The 20,302-nt window shown below is 46.0% G+C and carries 20 protein-coding genes; 11 read left to right on the top strand and 9 right to left on the bottom strand.

All coding sequences use genetic code 11. The features are described from left to right. Window positions 1–105: 105 nt before the first annotated feature. The 4 genes from AB1L17_RS07340 to AB1L17_RS07325 all read right to left on the bottom strand — a co-directional run bounded on the left by AB1L17_RS07340 (window position 106) and on the right by AB1L17_RS07325 (window position 3,235). Entirely contained in the window at window positions 106–969 is an 864-nt protein-coding gene (locus AB1L17_RS07340) for a hypothetical protein (protein WP_412846241.1), read from the bottom strand. A gap of 89 nt (window positions 970–1,058) precedes the next feature. Beyond that, entirely contained in the window at window positions 1,059–1,667 is a 609-nt protein-coding gene (locus tag AB1L17_RS07335) for a hypothetical protein (RefSeq protein ID WP_412846240.1), read from the bottom strand. A gap of 6 nt (window positions 1,668–1,673) precedes the next feature. Then, window positions 1,674–2,123, bottom strand: a complete 450-nt coding sequence (locus AB1L17_RS07330; protein WP_412846239.1) for a hypothetical protein — start codon at window positions 2,121–2,123, stop codon at window positions 1,674–1,676. 542 nt (window positions 2,124–2,665) lie between these two features. Further along, window positions 2,666–3,235 (bottom strand): GNAT family N-acetyltransferase, encoded by a 570-nt coding sequence (locus tag AB1L17_RS07325; RefSeq protein WP_412846238.1) that lies wholly within the window; start codon window positions 3,233–3,235, stop codon window positions 2,666–2,668. 114 nt (window positions 3,236–3,349) lie between these two features. Here AB1L17_RS07325 and pdxR (AB1L17_RS07320) point away from each other — a divergent pair, with 114 nt between their 5' ends. Continuing rightward, window positions 3,350–4,771: a MocR-like pyridoxine biosynthesis transcription factor PdxR gene (pdxR, locus tag AB1L17_RS07320; RefSeq protein ID WP_412846237.1), complete on the top strand. Its 1,422-nt coding sequence runs from the start codon at window positions 3,350–3,352 to the stop codon at window positions 4,769–4,771. Here pdxR (AB1L17_RS07320) and AB1L17_RS07315 read toward each other — a convergent pair. From AB1L17_RS07315 to AB1L17_RS07305, 3 genes are all read right to left on the bottom strand, one after another. Further along, window positions 4,766–5,011 (bottom strand): DUF3951 domain-containing protein, encoded by a 246-nt coding sequence (locus tag AB1L17_RS07315; RefSeq protein ID WP_412846236.1) that lies wholly within the window; start codon window positions 5,009–5,011, stop codon window positions 4,766–4,768. The genes pdxR (AB1L17_RS07320) and AB1L17_RS07315 overlap by 6 nt on opposite strands. 141 nt (window positions 5,012–5,152) lie before the next feature. Beyond that, entirely contained in the window at window positions 5,153–6,616 is a 1,464-nt protein-coding gene (gene putP, locus AB1L17_RS07310) for a sodium/proline symporter PutP (protein WP_412846235.1), read from the bottom strand. 191 nt (window positions 6,617–6,807) lie between these two features. Beyond that, window positions 6,808–7,287, bottom strand: coding sequence for an outer membrane protein assembly factor BamD (locus AB1L17_RS07305; protein ID WP_412846234.1), 480 nt, complete (start codon window positions 7,285–7,287; stop codon window positions 6,808–6,810). Between the two features lie 124 nt (window positions 7,288–7,411). Here AB1L17_RS07305 and AB1L17_RS07300 point away from each other — a divergent pair, with 124 nt between their 5' ends. Next, window positions 7,412–7,618: a cold-shock protein gene (locus tag AB1L17_RS07300; RefSeq protein ID WP_412846233.1), complete on the top strand. Its 207-nt coding sequence runs from the start codon at window positions 7,412–7,414 to the stop codon at window positions 7,616–7,618. Window positions 7,619–7,736: 118 nt separating this feature from the next. On the opposite strand, the gene AB1L17_RS07295 is transcribed toward AB1L17_RS07300, so the two are convergent. Both AB1L17_RS07295 and pdxR (AB1L17_RS07290) read right to left on the bottom strand, forming a co-directional pair. Then, the gene (locus AB1L17_RS07295; protein ID WP_412846232.1) at window positions 7,737–7,937 is read right to left on the bottom strand and encodes a hypothetical protein; all 201 of its coding nucleotides are present in this window, start codon (window positions 7,935–7,937) and stop codon (window positions 7,737–7,739) included. Window positions 7,938–8,057: 120 nt separating this feature from the next. After that, a complete protein-coding gene (gene pdxR / locus AB1L17_RS07290) occupies window positions 8,058–9,497 on the bottom strand; it encodes a MocR-like pyridoxine biosynthesis transcription factor PdxR (protein WP_412846231.1) in 1,440 nt (479 codons plus the stop codon). 108 nt (window positions 9,498–9,605) lie between these two features. On the opposite strand from pdxR (AB1L17_RS07290), the gene AB1L17_RS07285 reads away from it, so the two are divergent. From AB1L17_RS07285 to cas7c, 9 genes are all read left to right on the top strand, one after another. Next, window positions 9,606–10,400 (top strand): thymidylate synthase, encoded by a 795-nt coding sequence (locus AB1L17_RS07285; protein ID WP_412846230.1) that lies wholly within the window; start codon window positions 9,606–9,608, stop codon window positions 10,398–10,400. Next, entirely contained in the window at window positions 10,397–10,873 is a 477-nt protein-coding gene (locus AB1L17_RS07280) for a dihydrofolate reductase (protein ID WP_412846229.1), read from the top strand. The genes AB1L17_RS07285 and AB1L17_RS07280 overlap by 4 nt, the downstream gene beginning before the upstream one ends. A gap of 154 nt (window positions 10,874–11,027) precedes the next feature. Beyond that, window positions 11,028–12,026: a histidinol phosphate phosphatase domain-containing protein gene (locus tag AB1L17_RS07275; RefSeq protein WP_412846228.1), complete on the top strand. Its 999-nt coding sequence runs from the start codon at window positions 11,028–11,030 to the stop codon at window positions 12,024–12,026. 75 nt (window positions 12,027–12,101) lie between these two features. After that, on the top strand, window positions 12,102–13,292 hold the full coding sequence (locus tag AB1L17_RS07270; protein ID WP_412846227.1) for a M20 metallopeptidase family protein: 1,191 nt from the start codon (window positions 12,102–12,104) through the stop codon (window positions 13,290–13,292). A 117-nt stretch (window positions 13,293–13,409) separates the two neighbouring features. Beyond that, window positions 13,410–14,501: a YheC/YheD family endospore coat-associated protein gene (locus tag AB1L17_RS07265; protein ID WP_412846226.1), complete on the top strand. Its 1,092-nt coding sequence runs from the start codon at window positions 13,410–13,412 to the stop codon at window positions 14,499–14,501. A gap of 177 nt (window positions 14,502–14,678) precedes the next feature. Further along, the gene (cas3, locus tag AB1L17_RS07260) at window positions 14,679–16,931 is read left to right on the top strand and encodes a CRISPR-associated helicase Cas3' (protein ID WP_412846225.1); all 2,253 of its coding nucleotides are present in this window, start codon (window positions 14,679–14,681) and stop codon (window positions 16,929–16,931) included. A gap of 15 nt (window positions 16,932–16,946) precedes the next feature. After that, a complete protein-coding gene (gene cas5c, locus AB1L17_RS07255; RefSeq protein ID WP_412846224.1) occupies window positions 16,947–17,582 on the top strand; it encodes a type I-C CRISPR-associated protein Cas5c in 636 nt (211 codons plus the stop codon). A gap of 10 nt (window positions 17,583–17,592) precedes the next feature. Then, window positions 17,593–19,389 carry a type I-C CRISPR-associated protein Cas8c/Csd1 gene (gene cas8c, locus AB1L17_RS07250; RefSeq protein WP_412846223.1) on the top strand — a complete coding sequence of 599 codons (1,797 nt, stop codon included), beginning with the start codon at window positions 17,593–17,595 and terminating at the stop codon, window positions 19,387–19,389. Between the two features lie 30 nt (window positions 19,390–19,419). Then, window positions 19,420–20,301, top strand: coding sequence for a type I-C CRISPR-associated protein Cas7/Csd2 (gene cas7c / locus AB1L17_RS07245; RefSeq protein ID WP_412846222.1), 882 nt, complete (start codon window positions 19,420–19,422; stop codon window positions 20,299–20,301). Window position 20,302: the final 1 nt, after the last annotated feature.

Here is a 20,302-nt window from a genome sequence, read left to right as displayed (position 1 = left end):
AATTTTCCTACAAGTAAAAAGGGCAGTCCCTACGTCTTGTTCAGACCAGGGATTGCCCTTTTTACGGTAGAAGTTGGAGGAGCGCATAGGGAGTCTACCCATCCATCAATCTACCCTTAGCAAAATATGCTTGAATCCATCTTCGTCTTGTTCGTGCTGAAAAATAACTGTCCACGTCAATGTCTCATCAAAAATGTACATATCAGAAGTGAATCGCGTGTAGTTTTCAAGCAGATGCTTTGCGTCCATCTTCATTACTTTGTCATGAATCATCTCTTTACCAAACGAGCTGTATCCTTCCCAAAATACGAGTACCTCGCCTTTTTGGAGTAAAAATGATACAGCTTCATCTTTGGACATACCCTCTCTGGTGATACCTTGATCATTATTTTTGAATCTCGCTAAGTCCCAGAGGCAACCTTTGTACTGTGTAACATATCGCTTATATACAAATTGGCGAAAGCTACAGCTTTCCGTATCAAAAAAGATGGAAACATAGCGTTCTTTTAATGACTTAGAACGTTCTTTCTCTAAAGATGGAATCGTACGTGTATTCACAACATCAGGACGATAATGAACTGGCCGATAGTAAAACTCTTGTGTATCGCCATTTTTTTGCGGTAATTTGGTAGAAAATCCATAGCTAATCTCATCGATATAATTTGTTCTAGCGAACAAATCTAGTTCATACTCCAATTGACTCTTGTGAAGCTTGGCAAATTCTCCTGCAGGTATCGTTTTCACAAAGCACCCATCTGGAATGTGTTCAATATGGCTCACTCTTTTCCCGATGATCGTGCCATCTGAATCCCACACCTCAAATATTTTTTCTGGTTCAAGTATATGCTCGATCTCAGTGAGCCGAGGATTATAAAATTGTGCGTAATCATCGTCGTGAGAATCAAACTCCAAATCCTGTGGGACGCCAATGATTATCACCTCGTCGAGTTTGCATATTTCCAGCCTCATGGTTCCTCCTGTGGTGTGCACAATTCGATTTTAATATCCAGTATAAGTAAGATGTGACGTAACTGTAAATACAGTTACGTCAAAAAGGATCAACCCATAGATTTCCAAGGGTAGAAATGATGACCATCCATTTGTTCCCAATTATCGTTTCTTTTTTTTAGCAGATGATAGTGAGGGAGATTAGCTGGGCGAGTTCCACGGCTAGAAAAATAATGTGCTTGATGGTGAATATTCTTATACCCAGTTTGCGTTACTACGTCTTCTGCTCGGCTCTTCCTAACACTGAATGTTTCTTCCTCATCTTTTGCCGCCAGTCTAGCTGCTGTAAGGGATAGTGGTGTAGTAACGAGGACTCCACCAGAACTATTCAAACGTGCTCGAAAGTGTTTAACATTATTATTTTTAATCTCATCAGCAATTTCACTAGTCATTGTTACACTGTCTGTGATAACTCGGGCATAAGAACGTCCTTCATTCTCTCTAATATTTCTCTCTAAGGCTGCTTGGTTTTCTATATAGTTATCTAAATACTCACTCACAATAATGGCACCTGTAACTAACGCCACAAAGTCTCCCACAGGCAGAGGGCCATCAATTGCTGCCAGAGCTCCTAATGTAACCAATCGAGCTGCTAATTGGCGTTCCGTCATTTTAAGTCCAGCGTTGCCTAGAGCCTTTATTGCAGCACTTTCTGACATAGAACTTCACAAGCTAATATTTTCCTCTGGGAAGCTTTGATGGATTTGATAGTATTCGTAGTATTCTTGTGCAAGCGCATCTATTCTTGCAAAGTCTTCCTGCAAGTCGATATAGTTAATATCCTCTGATTGTTTTGCTTTCATGTTAGATGTTCGTTTAGGCTGATGTTTATCAATTATTGATGCAACATCTTCGAAATAGTATACATCCTGTTCATTCATATAATCTTTTATTTCTTCTACCATCTGGATTCTTTGCGGTTTTTCTTCAAAATCTTCTTCAGAGATGCCAGCAATGAATGCCTCGATGTCACTTCGTTGAATTTGTTGCTTCTCTACTATTTCCTCATTGGCAAACACACTATTAGAGTTGGAAAAGAATAAACCAAAAATCAGTAGTAATTTAACCCAAAGTATTTTTTTTATCACGTATCTCGTTTGTACTACTAGTGCCATGTAGTTACAAACTTCACTCCTCTCAAATGAATTAATTTCTAGTACCTTAAGGTTTTGAAAAGGAATATAATGTAAATATTTACAGTCTGAAGTTTATCATAAGTTTGAATATATGCAAATTATTGTTATTTTATAAATGATAAGGCGATCGATAAAATCATGCCGCCAACCAATGAACGCCAGTATGGAATTGAGCGTGTTGTCTTTAAGGAGCGTAAAACCATCAAACATGAATTCATCATTATACACGCTATCTTTGACTGGTTGCTTTTCAACTGGGCGTAGAGCTGCTGATAGATTTGTAAGCGTTCAAGACGCAGCGTGCGACAACGCTTTTGCAAGTATAGGAAAAGGGGATGTGCGTGCAAAGCAGCTAGCCAACGTATCATAAGCGGCAGGTGTTTACAGCCCTAGAAATGTCTTCGATCTCGACGCGTTGGCTGCAAAAGTAAGTCGTGTGGCGGCTGAGTTGGAGTAATAAATTTTCCTACAAATAAAAAGGGCAGTCCCTACGTCTTGTTCAGACCAGGGATTGCCCTTTTTCATTTCCGATTCTCCCATTCCTCTCGCAAAATCCCCATCTTAATCGCATCGTAATATTCACCGCGAACGATCCTTGCCTTACGTACCCGCGCTTCCTCTACCATTCCCATATGAGCAGCCAACTTGATCATCCGCTCGTTGCCGGACCAGGTACCAATGCCTAGACGGACAGTATCCATGTGGGCAAACAAGTAGTCGATCCACATCCGAAACGCTTCCCGGCCATAGCCGTTCTGCCAGTAGCGGGAGTCGTAAATGACGATTCCGATTTCGCACCAGTTCGTCTCTTCGGATACCCAGTAGCGACCCACACTGCCTCTTAGCTCGCCGTCAATCTCAATCATTAGCTCGGTTCTTGGTGCATCCGTCCCGACAAGAGCAAGAGACTCCTGGTGAAGTGGGAGGGCACGATACTCTTCTTTTGTGTACGGATCAAGCGGTTTGTAGGGACCATTCCAATTGAGATGCTCCCGATCCTCTGATTCGTATTTCCAGTAGTAGATTGTATCAATATCTTCTGCTCGAATATCTCGCAGTACTACCTTTTCTCCTTGCAAATGAATGCTCATGACTCGTTCTCCTTTCATGTGGGTGAATCTGGTACAATCATTGTAAAAGAGAACTGCTCCTATACATAGTGACAGTTTGAGAGAGTCGGATGGGTACAGAATGGAGTGCCGCTGATGGAGTACATGCCGATCATGAATGCACAGAGCAAAGAGCCTTTGTATCAGCAGCTATACAAGCAATTGAGCAAACGGATTGCATCAGGAGAAATACCGTCCGGAACCAAGATGCCGTCGATCCGTCAGTTGATGAAAGCAAGCGGAGTCGGCAAAAATACGATTGAGGCAGCCTATCAGCAACTGCTCGCAGAAGGCTACATCGTGAGCCGGGAGCGAAGCGGCTTTTATGCTGCCGAGATTGATAGATGGTCTGAGCCAATGGATCAGGATGAGGAGATTGCCTTGTATTCGTCCATCTTGAAAAAGAAAAAAGGGGAGCATTTCACTTGTCGCTTCAATTTCCACGGCTCTGTCATTGATACGAAGCACTTTCCGTACGCTGCATGGCGCTCCTGCATGCTGGAGGCGCTGGATGTCTATCCCGAGGATTTTGCCTTTTACGGGGATGATCAAGGCGAATGGGAGCTCCGAGTAGAGCTAAGCGGATATTTGCGCAGAGCCCGTACTCTCATTTGTCGGCCAGAGCAAATCATCATTGGCACCGGATTGCAGCAGGCTCTCAGCTTTCTATGTCTACTCTTGGCGGATCGGCATCATGTGGTTGCGATTGAGGAGCCTGGATATGCAGACGCCCGAATCGTTTTTTCGCATCACGGGTACGAGGTCGTGTCGATACCGCTTTCAGAAGAGGGGCTGTCCATTGAAGCCTTGGAGAAAAGCAACGCAACGGTCGTGTACACAACCCCGGCCCATCAATATCCGTATGGGATGGTCATGCCGATCAGCAAACGTCAGCAATTGCTGCAATGGGCAAAGAGAAAAAACGGAATCATCATCGAAAACGATTACGATGGCGAATTCCGCTACAATGTACACCCTACGCCATCTTTGCAAGGAATGGATCGGGATGGATGCGTTGTTTATATCGGCAATTTTTCTAAGGCGTTCTCACCAGCATTGCGCCTGGATTATATGGTACTGCCGGGGCAATTGCTCGGACGATATTTGGAATCATTCCAGGCGTATCCTTCTCCGGTTTCCCGTCATTTGCAAAGAAGTATACAGTTGTTCATGCAAAAGGGGTACTGGGAAAAGCATGTCCGAAAAATGCGCACCGTCTATCACCGCAAGCATGATGCACTGCTTCGGGCGATACAGGCCTACATGCCCTCGGAAGTACGAGTATTGGGACAGTCAGCAGGGCTGCATATTTTGCTTTTGGTGGATACTTCCCGAACGGAGAAGGAGCTGATCGAGCTTGCGCGTGCGGCCGATGTTCGCGTATATCCGAGCGGCCATAACTGGGCCCATGATCCGACGAACTCACGACCGCGAATCATTGTTGGATTTGGTGGAGTGGAGGAACAAGACATTGGGGTAGGAATCAGTCGTTTGGCAGAAGCTTGGTTTTCGTTATGATCTGTGCTTTTGCCGGATCTTCTCGTTTTTATCCTTGTCGTCGCCTTCGTCTTCCTCCGATTCTTTTTTCTCGATCTTTTGCTCATGGAATTCAACTGGTGTTTGCCCGAAAACGCGATCCAGCGGGGTGTAGTAATGCTCGATCGGTTTCTTTTGGATAAAAAAGCGGTAGCAAGCGATCCCGAGCATGCCAATAATCAAAAGAGATATGCCAATAATCAAGCCGGACATCATCAGCATCAGTTTTTCGCCCTCCTTTTTGCGAGGTTATGGATGATTTACGATGAGTGTCTCAAATAGTTTCAATAGAAAAAAGCAGCCTATGACGTAGGACAAGTCATTTGTCCAGCACATAGGCTGCTTGGCTTTTAGCAGCAAGGATTATTTCATGCTTTTTTGGTACTCATCAAACTGAGTGGTTACCTCATTCGAAGGTCTACTGGTCAAATGGCTGACAACCACGATGGCGAGCAGGCTAATGGCAAAGCCGGGAACCATCTCATAGAGGAAGTCCTTCAGCACATCAAAACGGGTCCAGATGATAACGGTAAGAGCTCCAGCGACCATGCCTGCAAGTGCGCCCCATTTGTTCATTTGCTTCCAGTAGAGGGAGAGCAAAATGACAGGCCCAAACGAAGCACCAAATCCAGCCCACGCATATCCGACCAGATCGAGGATCGTGTCATTTTTATTCAAGGCGAGCAAAAAGGCGACGACAGATACGAGCAAAACGGACAGACGGCCAAAGGTGACCAGTTCTTTGTCGGTCGCAGAACGCTTGAAAAATGTTTTGTAAATATCCTCAGTCAAGGAGCTCGACGTAACAAGCAGCTGAGAGGAAATCGTGCTCATGATCGCTGCCAAAATCGCTGCCAGCAAGAAGCCTGTAATCAGCGGGTGGAACAGGATGGTGCCCAACTGGATGAAAATCGTCTCAGGATCGCTTAACGTCCAGCCTTGCTTGGAGAACAGGGCGATACCTACCAAACCTGTCAGCATGGCCCCAGCGACAGAGAAAATCATCCAGCCCATGCCGATGCTGCGTGCTTTTTTAATCTCACTCGTGGAAGTAATTGCCATAAAGCGAACGATAATGTGAGGCTGTCCGAAATAACCGAGCCCCCATGCAAACAAGGAAATGATGCCGAGCAGGCTCGTCCCTTTAAAAATATCGAGCAAAGAGGGATCGACTGTACGGATGACGGTAAACGTTTCTCCCAATCCGCCTGCTGTAAGGACGGTAACGAGTGGAACGAGAATGAGAGCGATGACCATGATGAGTCCTTGAACAGCGTCCGTCCAGCTTACAGCGAGAAAGCCGCCAAATAGCGTGTAGGCAATGGTGACCAAACCGACGATCCATAGACCGGTTTGATAACTGAGGTGGAAGGTGTTTTCAAACAACACGCCACCTGAAACGAGACCAGATGAGACGTAGAAGGTAAAAAAGATCATAATAACAAGAGCAGAGACGAGACGAAGCATACGAGAGCTGTCCCCGAAACGATTTTCCAAAAAAGCAGGAATCGTAATCGAGTTGTTCGCAACCTCCGTGTACGAACGAAGGCGGGGAGCGACATACAGCCAGTTGGCATATGCGCCGAGAGTCAGACCAATGGCAATCCAGGAGGCGCTAAGACCTTGGGCAAACATGGCACCTGGCAAGCCCATCATCAACCAGCCACTCATGTCGGAGGCACCGGCACTGAGAGCGGTTACAGTTGGTCCCAGAGAACGACCGCCGAGCATATAGTCGGTCAGATTGGAGGTACGCTTGTAGGCATAATAGCCGATTAAAAGCATACCTGCCATGTACACAATAATAGATGTGAGCAGCATATTCATTGTTAGCAGCACCTCTTGTTGTGTTTAATATTTATGAACTTTATATGAACACTTTACACATTATCATGCCCATAAATAAAAATCTATAAGGAAACACAGAAAATTTTGTAGAGCCTCAATAAAAAGTTTTTTAGCAACACGAAAAAGCCCGCAATCATTGATCGCAGGCTTTTCTTGAAATATTTGGGAAGCTACTGTACTTGCACCTGACCATTTCCGTCGAGTGTTACCTTGAATTCCTTCACGACAGTAGGCTCTGTACCGGGATTTTTCAAATCGTGCTTGAGCACTTTGAAAGTACCATCGGCAGAGAGTGTGCCTGTATATTCAACCCCGAATATGTCAGATTTGTAGAAGCTGAAGTTCGCTAGCTCCGTCTTTTGCAATTGTTCCACGAGCAATTGACCATCTCCACTGAACATGGCATTACGCAGCTGTTCAGAGGATTCGTATTTTTGCTGGAGGTATGCTTGTAGCTGTTGGGCGACCTCAGTCTCGGCCAGCTGCTTGCCGGCTTCCAGTACTTGCTGACCAGCTTCGACAGCCTGTTTGCCAGCTTCAATCGCTTGCTGACCTGTTTCTACTGCTTGCTGGGCCGTTTGGACCCCTTCGGAAATTTCGGAGCAAGCAGTGAGCAGCAGCGCGCATGCAACGATAATTGTTTTTTTCATGTAGTTCACTCCTTTCTGGCGTGACGATTCTTACTTTATTTATTTTACCGTATATCCACTTACTTCGCATCCGCATATGATGGGGTAAGCGTAAGAGCTGCATTGATTACAGGGAGGAAACACAATGATTCAAGGGAAAGTGAAATGGTTCAGTAAAGAAAAGGGCTATGGTTTTATTGAGCGCGATGGGGGACCTGATGTCTTCGTACACTATTCGGCGATTACGGGGTCAGGTTACCGGAATTTGGAGGAAGGCGAGCAGGTGGTCTTTGAGATCGTGAATGGACAGCGGGGGCTCCAAGCCGCGAATGTAGCGCGAAAGCTCGGGTAAGAAAGGGCATTTTCTTATAAGAATACATGACGAGGGACTTCCTTCGATTGAAAAACGCCGTCATACCTGTACAAGGCAGACGGCGTCTTTATTTATGACAAGTTGAGCTTTTGATCGATCAAAGGTTGTTGTAAAGAAAGACTGACAAGGCAATGATCAGAGCAATCGTAATGAAGCCGTAGATGATCAACAGATTGCGAGAACGCTGTTTAAAGCCCCGCTCTTTGGATTCACTTGGGTTAATACCGATTCTAATCGTAACGATGAGACCTATAATAACAAGTACAATAATGGCAATAATAAATGGCATAATACTCATAACAGCCAATCGTCCTTTCTGTATGGAACAGTCACCCTGCGGGATATACACAAGGATGCATACGGTAGCTTATTTCGATCATATACTGCCCGTACAAAAATGTTGCCATCCACTTGGGGATTATTTTGCCCATCCACTTGCGAGGAATGCATCAGCAAAGCGCGAAACAGCTTCTGGAATCTGATCGATGGTACATCTGCCGAAGGTGAAGCGTACAAATCCTTGCTTTGCCCCGAAAAGATGTCCGGGAACAAAGACAACTCCCCGTTTGACCGATTCAGTAAGAAGACGTTCCCCACTCCAGTCCCCTTTGAACTTGCACCACAGGTGAATACCGCCTTCTGTTCCGACCATTTCCACTTGCTCACCGAACTTGTCTTGAAGCGAGAAAAACAGTTGATCATGTCGCAAGGACAGCTCGGTTCGCAAAAGATCGATGTGCTCCGCAAACTGAGGCGATCCAAGAAAGCGATTCGCTAGCCATTGAGGAAAGATACTGTGTCCAAAATCAAACTGCTGCTTCGCATCTGCCAGCCTTTCTATGACGGTCGGGGGCCCGACGATCCAGCCAATTCGCAGACCAGAGGCAACGATTTTGGTCAAGGAGCTGATGTACAGAACCGTTCCGTGCTGATCCAGTGATTTTAAGGTAGGGACTGGTTCTCTCGAAAAACTGGTCAAGCTGTACGGATCATCCTCGATAATCGGAATCCCGTTTTCGTAGGAGAAGGCGAGCAATTCATGGCGCCGCTCCAATGAAAGCAGTGTCCCTGTCGGGTTTTGATAATTCGGATTGAGAAAAACCATCTTGATGCGATGCTGGCGGTGTAGCTGGGCCAGTTGTTTGGGATCGATACCGTCCCGATCAACAGGCAGCGAGAAAGTACGCAAGCCAGCGGAATGAAAAAGCGGCAAGGAGTAGCAATAAGACGGCTCCTCAATGGCAATCGCATCGCCGGGCTTCAACAAGCACTGTACGACCAAATGAAGAGCCTGTTGCGCCCCTGACGTGATCATGATCGAGGTAGCAGCTGCATCGATGCTCCGCCATTTTTTCATATGGAGACTCAATGTTTCGCGTAAAGCCCAGTTGCCCTGCGGATGCTCATAGCCGAGATGAGCAGGGAAGTCATCGGCTGTCATGAGCTGTTGAAGAGTCTGATGGGGGACGAGATCGGTAGAAAGCTCTCCACTCGCCAGATCGATCAAGTCATTTTCTTGTGTCTCGCGGCGAATTTTGCGAATCAGGGGTAAATTCGGGCGAAAAGAGCCTGTCTCGGTAAGGTGGCGCCAGTTAGGGACTCGGGTGCGTGCCAGTCCCCAAATATCTTGGCTGACAATGGTGCCGCTACCTTGTATGCGCTCGATCATGCCTGCTGCTTGCAGCTCATCATATGCTGCGACGACGGTGGAACGGTTGACGTTCAGCTCCTTGGCCAGCGTGCGCTCTGAGGGTAAGTAGCTGCCAGGACCGAATTCACCACTGCTCATTCTTTGTTCGATTTGTTCTGCTATTTGTTTATATAAGGGCTTTGCAGCCACAGAAGTTATGCCATCCATCACGAGTCCCGCTTTCTACATTTATCCAGTTCATTATATCATGACATTCCGATCTTTCCTTTTTGTCTGGGTCAGGTAAAATAGATGAGATGGAAGGGGAGATGGACGATGAAACAATACCTGGATTTGTGCCAGCGCATTTTGGATGAGGGTGTCACAAAAGAGGATCGGACAGGCACCGGGACGACCAGTGTTTTTGGGCATCAGATGCGTTTTGACCTGAGTGAAGGCTTTCCGATGGTTACGACGAAAAAGCTGCATATGAAATCGATCATCCACGAATTGCTCTGGTTTTTATCAGGCGATACCAATATCCGTTACTTGCAAGAAAACGGCGTGCGGATTTGGAACGAATGGGCGGATGAAAACGGAGATTTGGGCCCGGTATACGGAAGCCAATGGCGCTCCTTTACGGGACGCGACGGCAAAACAGTTGACCAGATTCAATGGGTCATCGATGAGATCAAACGCAATCCGGACTCTCGCCGCTTGATCGTAAGTGCGTGGAATCCGGCTGAATTGGACAAGATGGCATTGCCGCCTTGTCACCTGCTGTTCCAGTTTTACGTAGCGAATGGCAAGCTGTCCTGCCAGCTGTATCAGCGCAGTGGCGACACGTTTTTAGGTGTGCCGTTTAATATCGCTTCCTACGCATTGCTGACGCATATGGTGGCGCATGTCACCGGGCTTGAAGTAGGCGATTTTGTTCATACAATTGGAGATGCCCACCTGTATCTCAACCATATCGAGCAGGTAAAACTCCAGCTTACTCGCGAGCCGAAGCCGCTGCCGAAGCTGGTGCTCAATCCAGCAGTTACTTCGATTTTTGACTTCAAATACGAAGATATTGAAATCGTCGGCTACGAATCCCATCCGCATATTAAAGGCGAGGTGGCCGTATGATCAGTCTGATTGTAGCGTATGCACGCAACCAAGTGATCGGAAAAGATGGCGACATGCCTTGGCATCTTCCTGCCGACTTGAAGAATGTGAAGGAACTAACGACAGGCAAAACGATCGTGATGGGCCGCAAAACGTTCGAATCGATCGGCAAGCCGCTACCTAACCGCAGGAATGTCGTCCTGACCAGAAGCCTGGACTTTCACCCTGAAGGTGTCGAGGTCGTCCATACGAAGGATGAAGTGCTCGCCATGGGTGATGTCATCATCTTTGGTGGCGCAGAAATTTATCGCCAGTTCCTCGATGTCGTTGATCGTCTGTACATTACGGAGATCGATTTGGAAACAGATGGCGATACGTTTTTCCCGGCTTGGGATCGCGACGCGTATACATTGGTGGACAAGCGTGAAGGGATCGTGGATGAGAAAAACGTTCATCCGCATACGTTTTGCGTGTATGAGCGGAAAAATAGTTGATTACTTAAAATGCCTCGATACGGAGGCATTTTTTGGTTCTTGTTTATTCTCCTATCACTGGGTATTTGGTCATGTGATTACCCGACATATGTATTGGACCTGCTGCATACAAACTATAGAAACTAGGCAGGGACAAACCAAGGAGGTGATCAGGATGAAGGTAGACTTTCACGTCCATTTGGAAGAGGGACCGTATTCGCTGGACTGGTTGCTCAAGCAGGCAGATTCATTGGGTCCTCTTGTGGAGCAGGACGAAGTGAAGGGAAGCCGAAAATGGGCAAGCATGCTGGTCCAAGGGCTGTCAGAACGACTTCAGCAGGGCCCTTATTCGCGGGATTGGCTTGAATTGTATCGATTACGTGCGAAACAGGCGGGCATCCAGCAGGTTTGCGTGGTGGAGCACTTATACCGGTTTCTTGAGTATCGCGCTTACTACGAACAGCATGTACACATCGGCTCAGATCGCTTGGGGACTGCGCAGCGCAGATGGCTGAATCAAGTCGCAAACGAGTCGCTGGACAGTTTTGTTGTTTTCCTTCAGAAGGAGCGACTGCGCTGGGAGGATGAGGGGATTGACCTGCGAGTCGGGATTGAAATGGACTACTTTTCAGGTGGAGAAGATACGCTGCGGCATGTCATCAATCAATATCCGTGGGATGTGTGCATGGGAGCCGTGCATTTCCTTGAGGGCTGGGGCTATCCGATTCAGGATGCACAAGAGCGCTTTAGCCGCCAGGAGCTAATCGGTTTGTACAGCCGTTATTTTGACAAGCTGGAGCAGGCAATCGAATCCCAGTTGTTCGATGTCATCGCCCATATTGATGGCATCAAGTCGTTCGGAGCAAGACCGGATGAAACCGCGCTTTTGCCATATTATCAGCGGGTGGCTCGGGCTCTCAGACGCAGGGGGATGGCAACGGAAATCAATACAGGCTACGGTTTGTCGAAGCAGCTCCGAGAATTTTCGCCGAGCTATCGTTTTCTGGAAATCTTGTTCCAGAATGAGGTGCCTATTACACTGGCGTCTAGTGCTACTGCACCTGATCACGTCGGTCAGCAGTTGGACGAGGCTCGATTACAGTTGAAAAGGGTAGGATATACGCACTTTGCTGTTTTTGAGAAGCGAAAACGAAGCATGCTCGCGCTTGATTAGTCAAGCTCCCCATATTGCACATGATTCTGCTATGATGAGAGAAGAATAGTGCATCCAGTGGAAGGAGTAAAAACCATGGCCTTGCAGGAACAATTGAAAGAGCTGCTAAAAGAGATGGAGCCACAGATCATTAGCTGGAGGCGTCATCTGCACCAGCATCCCGAGTTATCCTTTCAAGAGGAGAAAACACCAGCCTTAATTGCCGAAATTTTAAGAGGACTTGCCTTCGACGAGGTTCGGACAGGAGTTGGCGGTCGCGGAGTCATCGGTGTTTTGCGCGGAGGGCGCCCGGGTAAGATCGTTGCCTTGCGTGCCGATTTCGATGCGCTGCCGATTCAGGATCAAAAAGAGGTGCCGTATAAATCTACCGTACCCGGTGTCATGCATGCGTGCGGACATGATGCGCACACTTCTCAGCTGTTAGGACTCGCTGCTGTTTTGGCAGCACATCGTGAGCAGTTTGCCGGTGAAATTCGCTTTGTATTTCAGCATGCGGAAGAGGAAAATCCGGGCGGAGCTACGCAAATGGTCCAGGATGGTGCTGTAGATGGTGTCGACGCGATCTTTGGGGTTCATCTCTGGTCCATGTTCCCCGTGGGGAAGGTCTACATTAGTGCAGGTCCGCTCATGGCGAATACCGACGACTTTTCCATCGAGATCAAAGGAAAAGGAGGACACGGTGCCGTTCCGGAAGAAACCGTCGACTCCATCGTGATCGGTTCGCAAATCGTCGGTAATCTGCAAACGATTGCCAGCCGCAATGTCAGCCCGTTGGCCAGTGTGGTGGTGACCGTAGGAACATTCAATGGCGGAGACAGCACGAACATCATCGCTGATAACTGCCGTTTGACGGGGACGGTCCGCACCTTTTTGCCAGACGTCCGAGATTGTGCGGAGCAGCGCTTGAAAGAAATCGCGGAGGGGACAGCTGCCATGATGGGAGGCAGCGCGACAGTTGTCTATGATCGTGGATATCCAGCCGTCATTAACCATGAAAAAGAAACAGCGATCGCACATGAAGCAGCTCTTGCAGCATTTGGGCCTGAGCGTGTGGAGCAGATGAAGCCGTTGATGGGTGGCGAGGACTTTTCTTACTACTTGGAAAAGGTGCCTGGTGCTTACCTGTTCGTAGGGGCAGGCAATCCGGACAAACTGGCGACATATCCCCATCATCATCCCCGTTTTGATATTGACGAGGATGCCATGCTGATCGCAGGCGAGCTCTTGGGACGAACGGCGCTGCACTATTTGGAACATCAACAATAGGAATCTTCATGAAAGATGCGCTTTTGCCTACAAAGGACAAAGGCGCTTTTTTTGCTTTCAGCCATAAGCTATACGAGGCTGGCTAGAAAATCGAACAAGGGAGGGAGTTGCCTTTCGGTGAGAATACGGATTGGCGTACTGACCTACCGAGGAGAATCAGGCTTTGTTGAGCCCGGCTTTTTTCGAAGGCTGGTCCAAGAAGGAAGAGAGATGGGCGTAGAGGTTTTTTTGTTCAGTCCACAGGATGTCCGTTTTTCGGAGCGGCGAATCAACGGATATGTACCAGAAGGAAATAAGTGGAAAAGGGAGCGGTTCGCCTGGCCGGATATCGTTATCGACCGTTATCGCTACTATCCATTGCCCAAGCACCGTGCCTATTTGCCATTTCGCAAGCAAAACTGGTTCCGCTATGCGAATAATCGCTTCTCGAACAAATTTGTTGTTCACCAGATTTTGATACAAGACCCAGAGCTTCAGCGTTGGCTTCCTGAAACACTCCCTTACGACAGAAAAACGCTTGCTTCGATGTTTGCAGACCATCGTCAGGTTTATCTCAAGCCGACGAACGGCTCAGGAGGCAGAAGCATTCTTCGTGTGGAGAAAAAAGCAGGACGCTACCTTTTGCATGGTAGGACGAAGCAGCAAGCCAAAAGCTGCGAAAAACTAGCGACTCTCAGAGAGGTATGCGAGAGGCTGGAGCATTGGATGAAGAATGAGAAGAACGGAAACGAGCAATTTTTTCTCCAGCAGGGGTTGCAGCTATCGCTCATTCCCAATCGAACTGTGGATGCTCGCTTGCTCGTGCAAAAGGATGGAACAGGTAAATGGTGCTTGACCGGGATGGGCATTCGTGTAGGGCCGACTCAATCCTCTACCTCCAATTTGCACGGAGGGGGAAAGGCTTTGCCTGCGATTTCCTTCTTGATCGAGCGATTTGGTCATGAAGAGGCCGAGCGGATTGTACTGGAATGCAAGGAGCTTGCGATCAAGACCGTTACACGGATTGAAGAGCATTTCGGCCAGATGATGGAGTTTGGGTTTGATTTGGGGATTGATGTTCACGGGAAGATTTGGATTATCGAAATCAATCCGAAGCCAGGCAGAGAAATTTTTAAGCAGATGCGCCAGTATGAGCGATATGCGATGGCGATTCGCAGACCGTTGGAGTATGCGTTGTATCTCGTAAATAAGAGCAATCTGACCGACTAAGGGATCTTCCATTGAGGAAGGTCTCTTTTTTAAGAATATTCATTTCAATCAGCTGTCACTTTCCTTGTTTGACTCTTTTACATAGCTAGTTGATAATGTAGAAAAATAGGGAAAATAAGGGAAAAATGTTATTGTTACTGGTAGAACCTATTCCAAGGTTTTAAAGGAGCGATATTAGTGAACTACTACGCTCACTCTAGAGATGATCAACAATTTCAATTGTTGAAGGTCCATCTTGAAGGTGTTGCTGAACAAAGTATGCATGCGGCCGAAGTTTTTGGTGCAGGGTACTTGGGCTATCTAGTCGGAATATTGCATGACATTGGCAAATATTCATCCGAGTTTCAAAAACGTATTCGTGGTGCAAATATTCGGGTCGATCATTCAACAGCAGGAGCGAAATGGATTGTACAAAGTGAAGTGATACGCAAATATTTGGGGGAGACCAAGTTTGATCATTGGATGGCTAGGTTACTTGCACATATCATAGCTGGACATCATGGTGGATTACAAAACTATGGGACAATGGATGAAGCAGGAACCTTAAAATACCGTTTGGGAATGGAGACGATTCCGGACTGGTCTAACTCATGGAGGGAAATAGAAATCACTGAGCGAGATTGGTCTAATGAAAAAGTTGATCTTGTTTCCCGGTGGAGAAAGGAAGATTTGGGTTGGAATTATAGTTTTTTAGGAAGAATGCTTTATTCTTGTTTAGTTGACGCCGATTCGATTGATACCAGAGACTATTGTAATCGGGAAGACCTTGAATCGCTTAGTATGAGACAAGCGATTTCTATGACCGAGATGAACGGAAGATTTGAAAAATATATGTACGAAAAGCTTCAAAGTATCCAGAATACAAGAATCAACCAAATGAGACAGCAAATATTAGCTACATGTGAGCGTCAGGCAGAAACTGCCCCAAGATTATTTTCACTAACGGTCCCCACAGGGGGCGGTAAAACTCTATCATCACTTGCCTTTGCTCTGCGGCATGCGGCTGCATACGACAAGCGTAGAATCATATACGTCATCCCCTTTACAAGTATCATTGAACAAAACGCAGAGCTATTTCGAACAGTTCTTGGCAATGACGCTGTGTTGGAGCATCATAGCAACTTTAACCAGGAAGAATATGAAGAAAACTATGGAGCAGATGAAGCGCGGCGATTGAAAATAAGTTCGGAAAATTGGGACTCACCTGTAATTGTGACCACTTCTGTACAATTTTTTGAATCTCTGTTTTCCAATAAACGCAGTAAGTTGCGAAAACTTCACAATATCGCGAACTCTGTGATCATCATTGATGAAGCTCAGAGTCTCCCACGGGGTTACATGAAGCCTTGCATGAAGGCATTGCAAGAATTGATTGCGGCGTATGGATGTTCTGTAGTTCTCTGTACAGCCACCCAGCCATCGTGGTTTGGCTTGGGAATACTTGTAACAGAAATAATGGATACGCCAACACCTTCTGAGTTGGTGGAAGTATTTAAACGTGTGGAGGTTGAAGTAAGCGGTAGCGATAATCAGGTGACTGCTGATGACAAAATTGTAGAGTGGATGTTGGAAGCAGAGCAAGCTCTTTGTATTGTGAATACGCGCAAACATGCCAAGGTATTGTTTGAACAACTATCGGAACGCAACGTAGAAGGACTCTATCATTTGAGCGGGAGACTTTGTGCGAGACATCGTTCCGAAATCATTGCAGAAGTCTCTGAACGCTTGAAAAATCAGGAGCCTTGCCGATTAGTATCCACTCAGTTGATAGAGGCAGGAGTCGATCTAGATTTTCCTAAAGTACTACGTGCCTATGCTGGATTGGATTCCATTGCGCAGGCGGCGGGTCGTTGTAATCGAGAAGGTCGTCGTGAGTCTGGAAGAGTAATCGTATTTTATCCTGAAAAACACGGTATGCCGTCAAGAGGATGGCTGAAAGAAACGGTGACAGAAGCACAGAATACGATCAAATTCCATGAGGGATCGCCACTGTCTTTATCCAGTATCCGGAATTATTTTGAACGAATTCACGGAATATGTGATGGTAGAGTGGAGCAAGTGACGGATTCGAAACAAATTATGAAGTTGCTGAGAAGTAAAAATACCAATTTGGAAATTCCATTCGAGGACATTGCAGAAGATTTTATGTTCATTGACGGACAAATGAAAGCAATAGTCGTTCCTTATGATTCCCATGCTCTGCAATTGATTGAGCAGTTAAGGACCAATCCTTATCCGTTACAGGTGATGCGTCAATTGCAGCCTTATACGGTTCAAATTTATCAACATGAATACAGAGAGTTCCTAAACAAGCAGTTGCTTATGAACGTGGAAGGTGTTTTGCTTCTGTTAGAAAATGGGTATTATCATTCGCAGACGGGACTGTTAGCAGCCACTGAAGAACCAGAAATGGACGTTTTGCTATTTTAGTTAGGAGTGGATTCAATGGGCTATGGCATAAAATTACGGGTTTGGGGAGAGTACGCATGCTTTACGCGTCCGGAGATGAAGGTGGAGCGTGTAAGTTATGACGTGATAACGCCCTCTGCTGCTCGTGGAATTGTGGAAGCAATTCACTGGAAGCCGGCGATTCGTTGGGTAATTGATAAAATTCATGTGGTTAATCCAATCCGTTTTGAAAATATTCGCAGAAATGAAGTAGAGTCGAAAGCTTCTGTAAAAAAAGCGTCCATCTATGTAACAGAAGAGCGTCAACAGCGTGCTTCCATGGTATTGAAGAATGTGGAGTACATTATCGAAGCTCACTTTGAAATGACGGAGCTAAGAGGTGCAGAAGACACACCAGAAAAGCATTACAACGTTTTCTTGCGAAGGGCGAGGCAAGGCCAATGTTTCCACCGTCCCTATTTAGGATGCAGGGAATTTCAGGCACATTTTGAATTGTTGGAAGGCGGTCTGGTTTCATACGAAAATGTACATCCAGGTGTGAAAGATTTGGGGTATATGCTGCTCGACCAAGTCTTTCACGTTGATGCAAAAGGAGAGCCGAAAGAAGTAGTTCCGCATTTCTTCCGTGCACGTATGGTAGACAGTGTCATTGAAGTACCGAAATTGGAATAGAGGTGAGTCGATGATCTTACAGGCGTTGCATCGATATTATCAATTGCTGCTGGAAAGAGAAGGGGACAGTATGCCGCGGGATGAGTATACGTCTGCGACTGTATCATTCGAGATTCAGTTGGACGAGCGGGGGCATGTTGTTTCGATCATTCCATATGTAAATGAAAAAGGGAAGGTAGACAAACAGACATACAACGTACCGAAACAGGATAAAAGGTCTGGCTCTGGAGTAAATCCCTATTTTTTGTGTGAAAAGGCTGAGTATTTGTTTGGCTATGCTATATCTTTACGGGAAGCGTGTCGGGATGGACTGAAACAATTATGGAGCAAAGTATTGGCGAATACTGGGACAGAATCAGATGAGGTTCTAGCATTGCATGCTTTTTTGGAACTCTCTACCGCACAACTAGTGGAGCAACTTCAGCTAATATCTGACCCGGAATTACAAGAGTCCTTGAAGACTGGCGGCATGTGTGTGTTGAAGTTTGCTCCAACGGGGAAATTCTTTCACGATGATCCAGTGATTCAACAAGCGTGGGAAAATTATTTTACACGTTTGCGAGCAAATGAAGATAGTGCAAAAATTCAGATGTGTTTACTGACTGGAGAACAAATTTCTACAGACAAAATTGCTCGCCTTCACCCAAGCATAAAAAATGTTACAGGTGCTCAATCATCTGGTGCAGCCATTGTTTCATTCAATATTCCGTCATTTTGCTCCTTTGGACGAGAACAATCATATAATGCCCCCACCTCGCAAAAGGCAGTAGACGCATACGGGTATGTACTCAATCGATTTTTGGCAGACCCAGATCATAAAGTCCGGATCAATGATACGACAGTTGTCTTTTGGACGGAATCACCAAAAATGAATGAGCAGGATTTGCTATCCAGTCTATTTCAGGAATTCAAAGAGGAAGCTGACCATATACAAACAGATGAAGAAAGTATCAGGGAGAGGGTAAAAAGTGCAGTAGTTCGAATACGACAAGGTCAACAATTTAGAGATACATTTCATGATCTAGATGTAAACACGACTTTTTATGTGTTAGGGCTTTCTCCAAATGCGGCCAGATTATCGGTCCGTTTTTGGTACACAGGATCTCTTGGGGAAATTGGTGAAAGGATGTGGCGGCATTATCACGATTTGTCCATTGATGGCTTAGATCGTAGCCCAACTATTAAAGAACTGCTAAGAGAAATTGCTGTTGGTCATGAGTGGGGAAATATTCCTCCTAACATGGAAGGTCAAATGCTTCGAGCGATTTTACTTGGTCACCCTTACTCACGATCAATATTTGCTCAATTAATGAATCGTATTCGTTCCGAATCCGATGATCCCAAAAAAGGATTATACAAAATTGGCGCCGTTCGTGCAGCCATGATCAAGGCTTATTTAATTCGCTATTATCGGGCTTGTAAAATTAATATGGAAGGGGAACTGACAATGACTCTGAATCGACAATCAAAGAGTGTCCCATATCATTTGGGCAGGTTGTTCGCATGTCTGGAGAAAACACAGGTGAGTGCTTTAGGGCAAGGGATCAATGCTACCATCCGTGACCGATATTGGGGGGCAGCAACAGCTACTCCGGCAAACGTTTTTCCGCGATTACTAAAATTATCTCAGCATCACATTTCCAAAGACGAAAAATGGGGGAGAAATAATGACCAGCGAATTGCAGAAGTAATGAACTCATTACCTGAACAATTTCCGAAGCGATTGACACTCGAGGAACAAGGAATGTTTGCGCTTGGATACTATCATCAACGACAAGAAATGTACACCGCAAAAGCAGACCAATAATCCAAAATATAAGGAAAGTAGGACGATAAAATGACTGAAAAAAAAGCACTGACAAATCGCTATGAATTTGTTTTGCTGTTTGATGTTGAGAATGGGAATCCAAATGGTGATCCAGATGCTGGGAATATGCCGCGGTTGGATGCTGAAACGGGTTGCGGTCTAGTTACGGATGTGTGTTTGAAAAGAAAAGTCAGAAATTATATAGAGTTAGCCAAGAGCGGGGAACCGTCATTTGAAATTTATATAAAGGAATCAGCAGTATTAAATAATTTAAATAAAGAAGCATTTTTAAACAATCCGGATATCGAGTTGAAAGAAAATAAACAAGACAAAATGGAAGCAAAGAAAAAGAGTGACCAACTTACGCTTACACGTTGGATGTGCGACAAATATTATGATATCCGAACGTTTGGCGCAGTTATGACTACAGGAGTGAATTGCGGCCAAGTACGTGGACCTGTCCAGTTTAGTTTTTCGAAAAGCATTGATCCCATTTCTCCACAAGAAGTAACAATTACCCGGATGGCTGTTACGAACGAAAAAGATGCGGATAAAGAGCGTACGATGGGAAGGAAGAGCATCGTTCCTTATGGGCTTTATCGTATGGAAGGGTATGTATCTGCGCCATTGGCAAATCAGACCAATTTTAGCGAGGAAGATTTAAATGAATTGTGGATCGCGCTTGTGAATATGTTTGACCATGATCGATCCGCCTCCAAGGGCAAAATGGCAGCCCAAAAGCTGATTGTCTTTGAACATGCGACTGCTTTAGGGAATGCTCCGGCACATAAACTGTTTCAATTGGTGAAGGTTTCTCGCAAACCTGACGTTGATCTTGCCCGTTCTTTTGACGATTATGAGGTTGTAATCGGACAGGCTCCTTCTGGAGTAACGATTGACGAAAAGTTGTAGA

The organism is Brevibacillus jepli, assembly GCF_047229145.1.
Lineage (GTDB): Bacteria > Bacillota > Bacilli > Brevibacillales > Brevibacillaceae > Brevibacillus.
The sequence above is the reverse complement of the archived record's forward strand: the minus strand, read 5'-3'. Positions and strand labels throughout refer to the sequence as shown.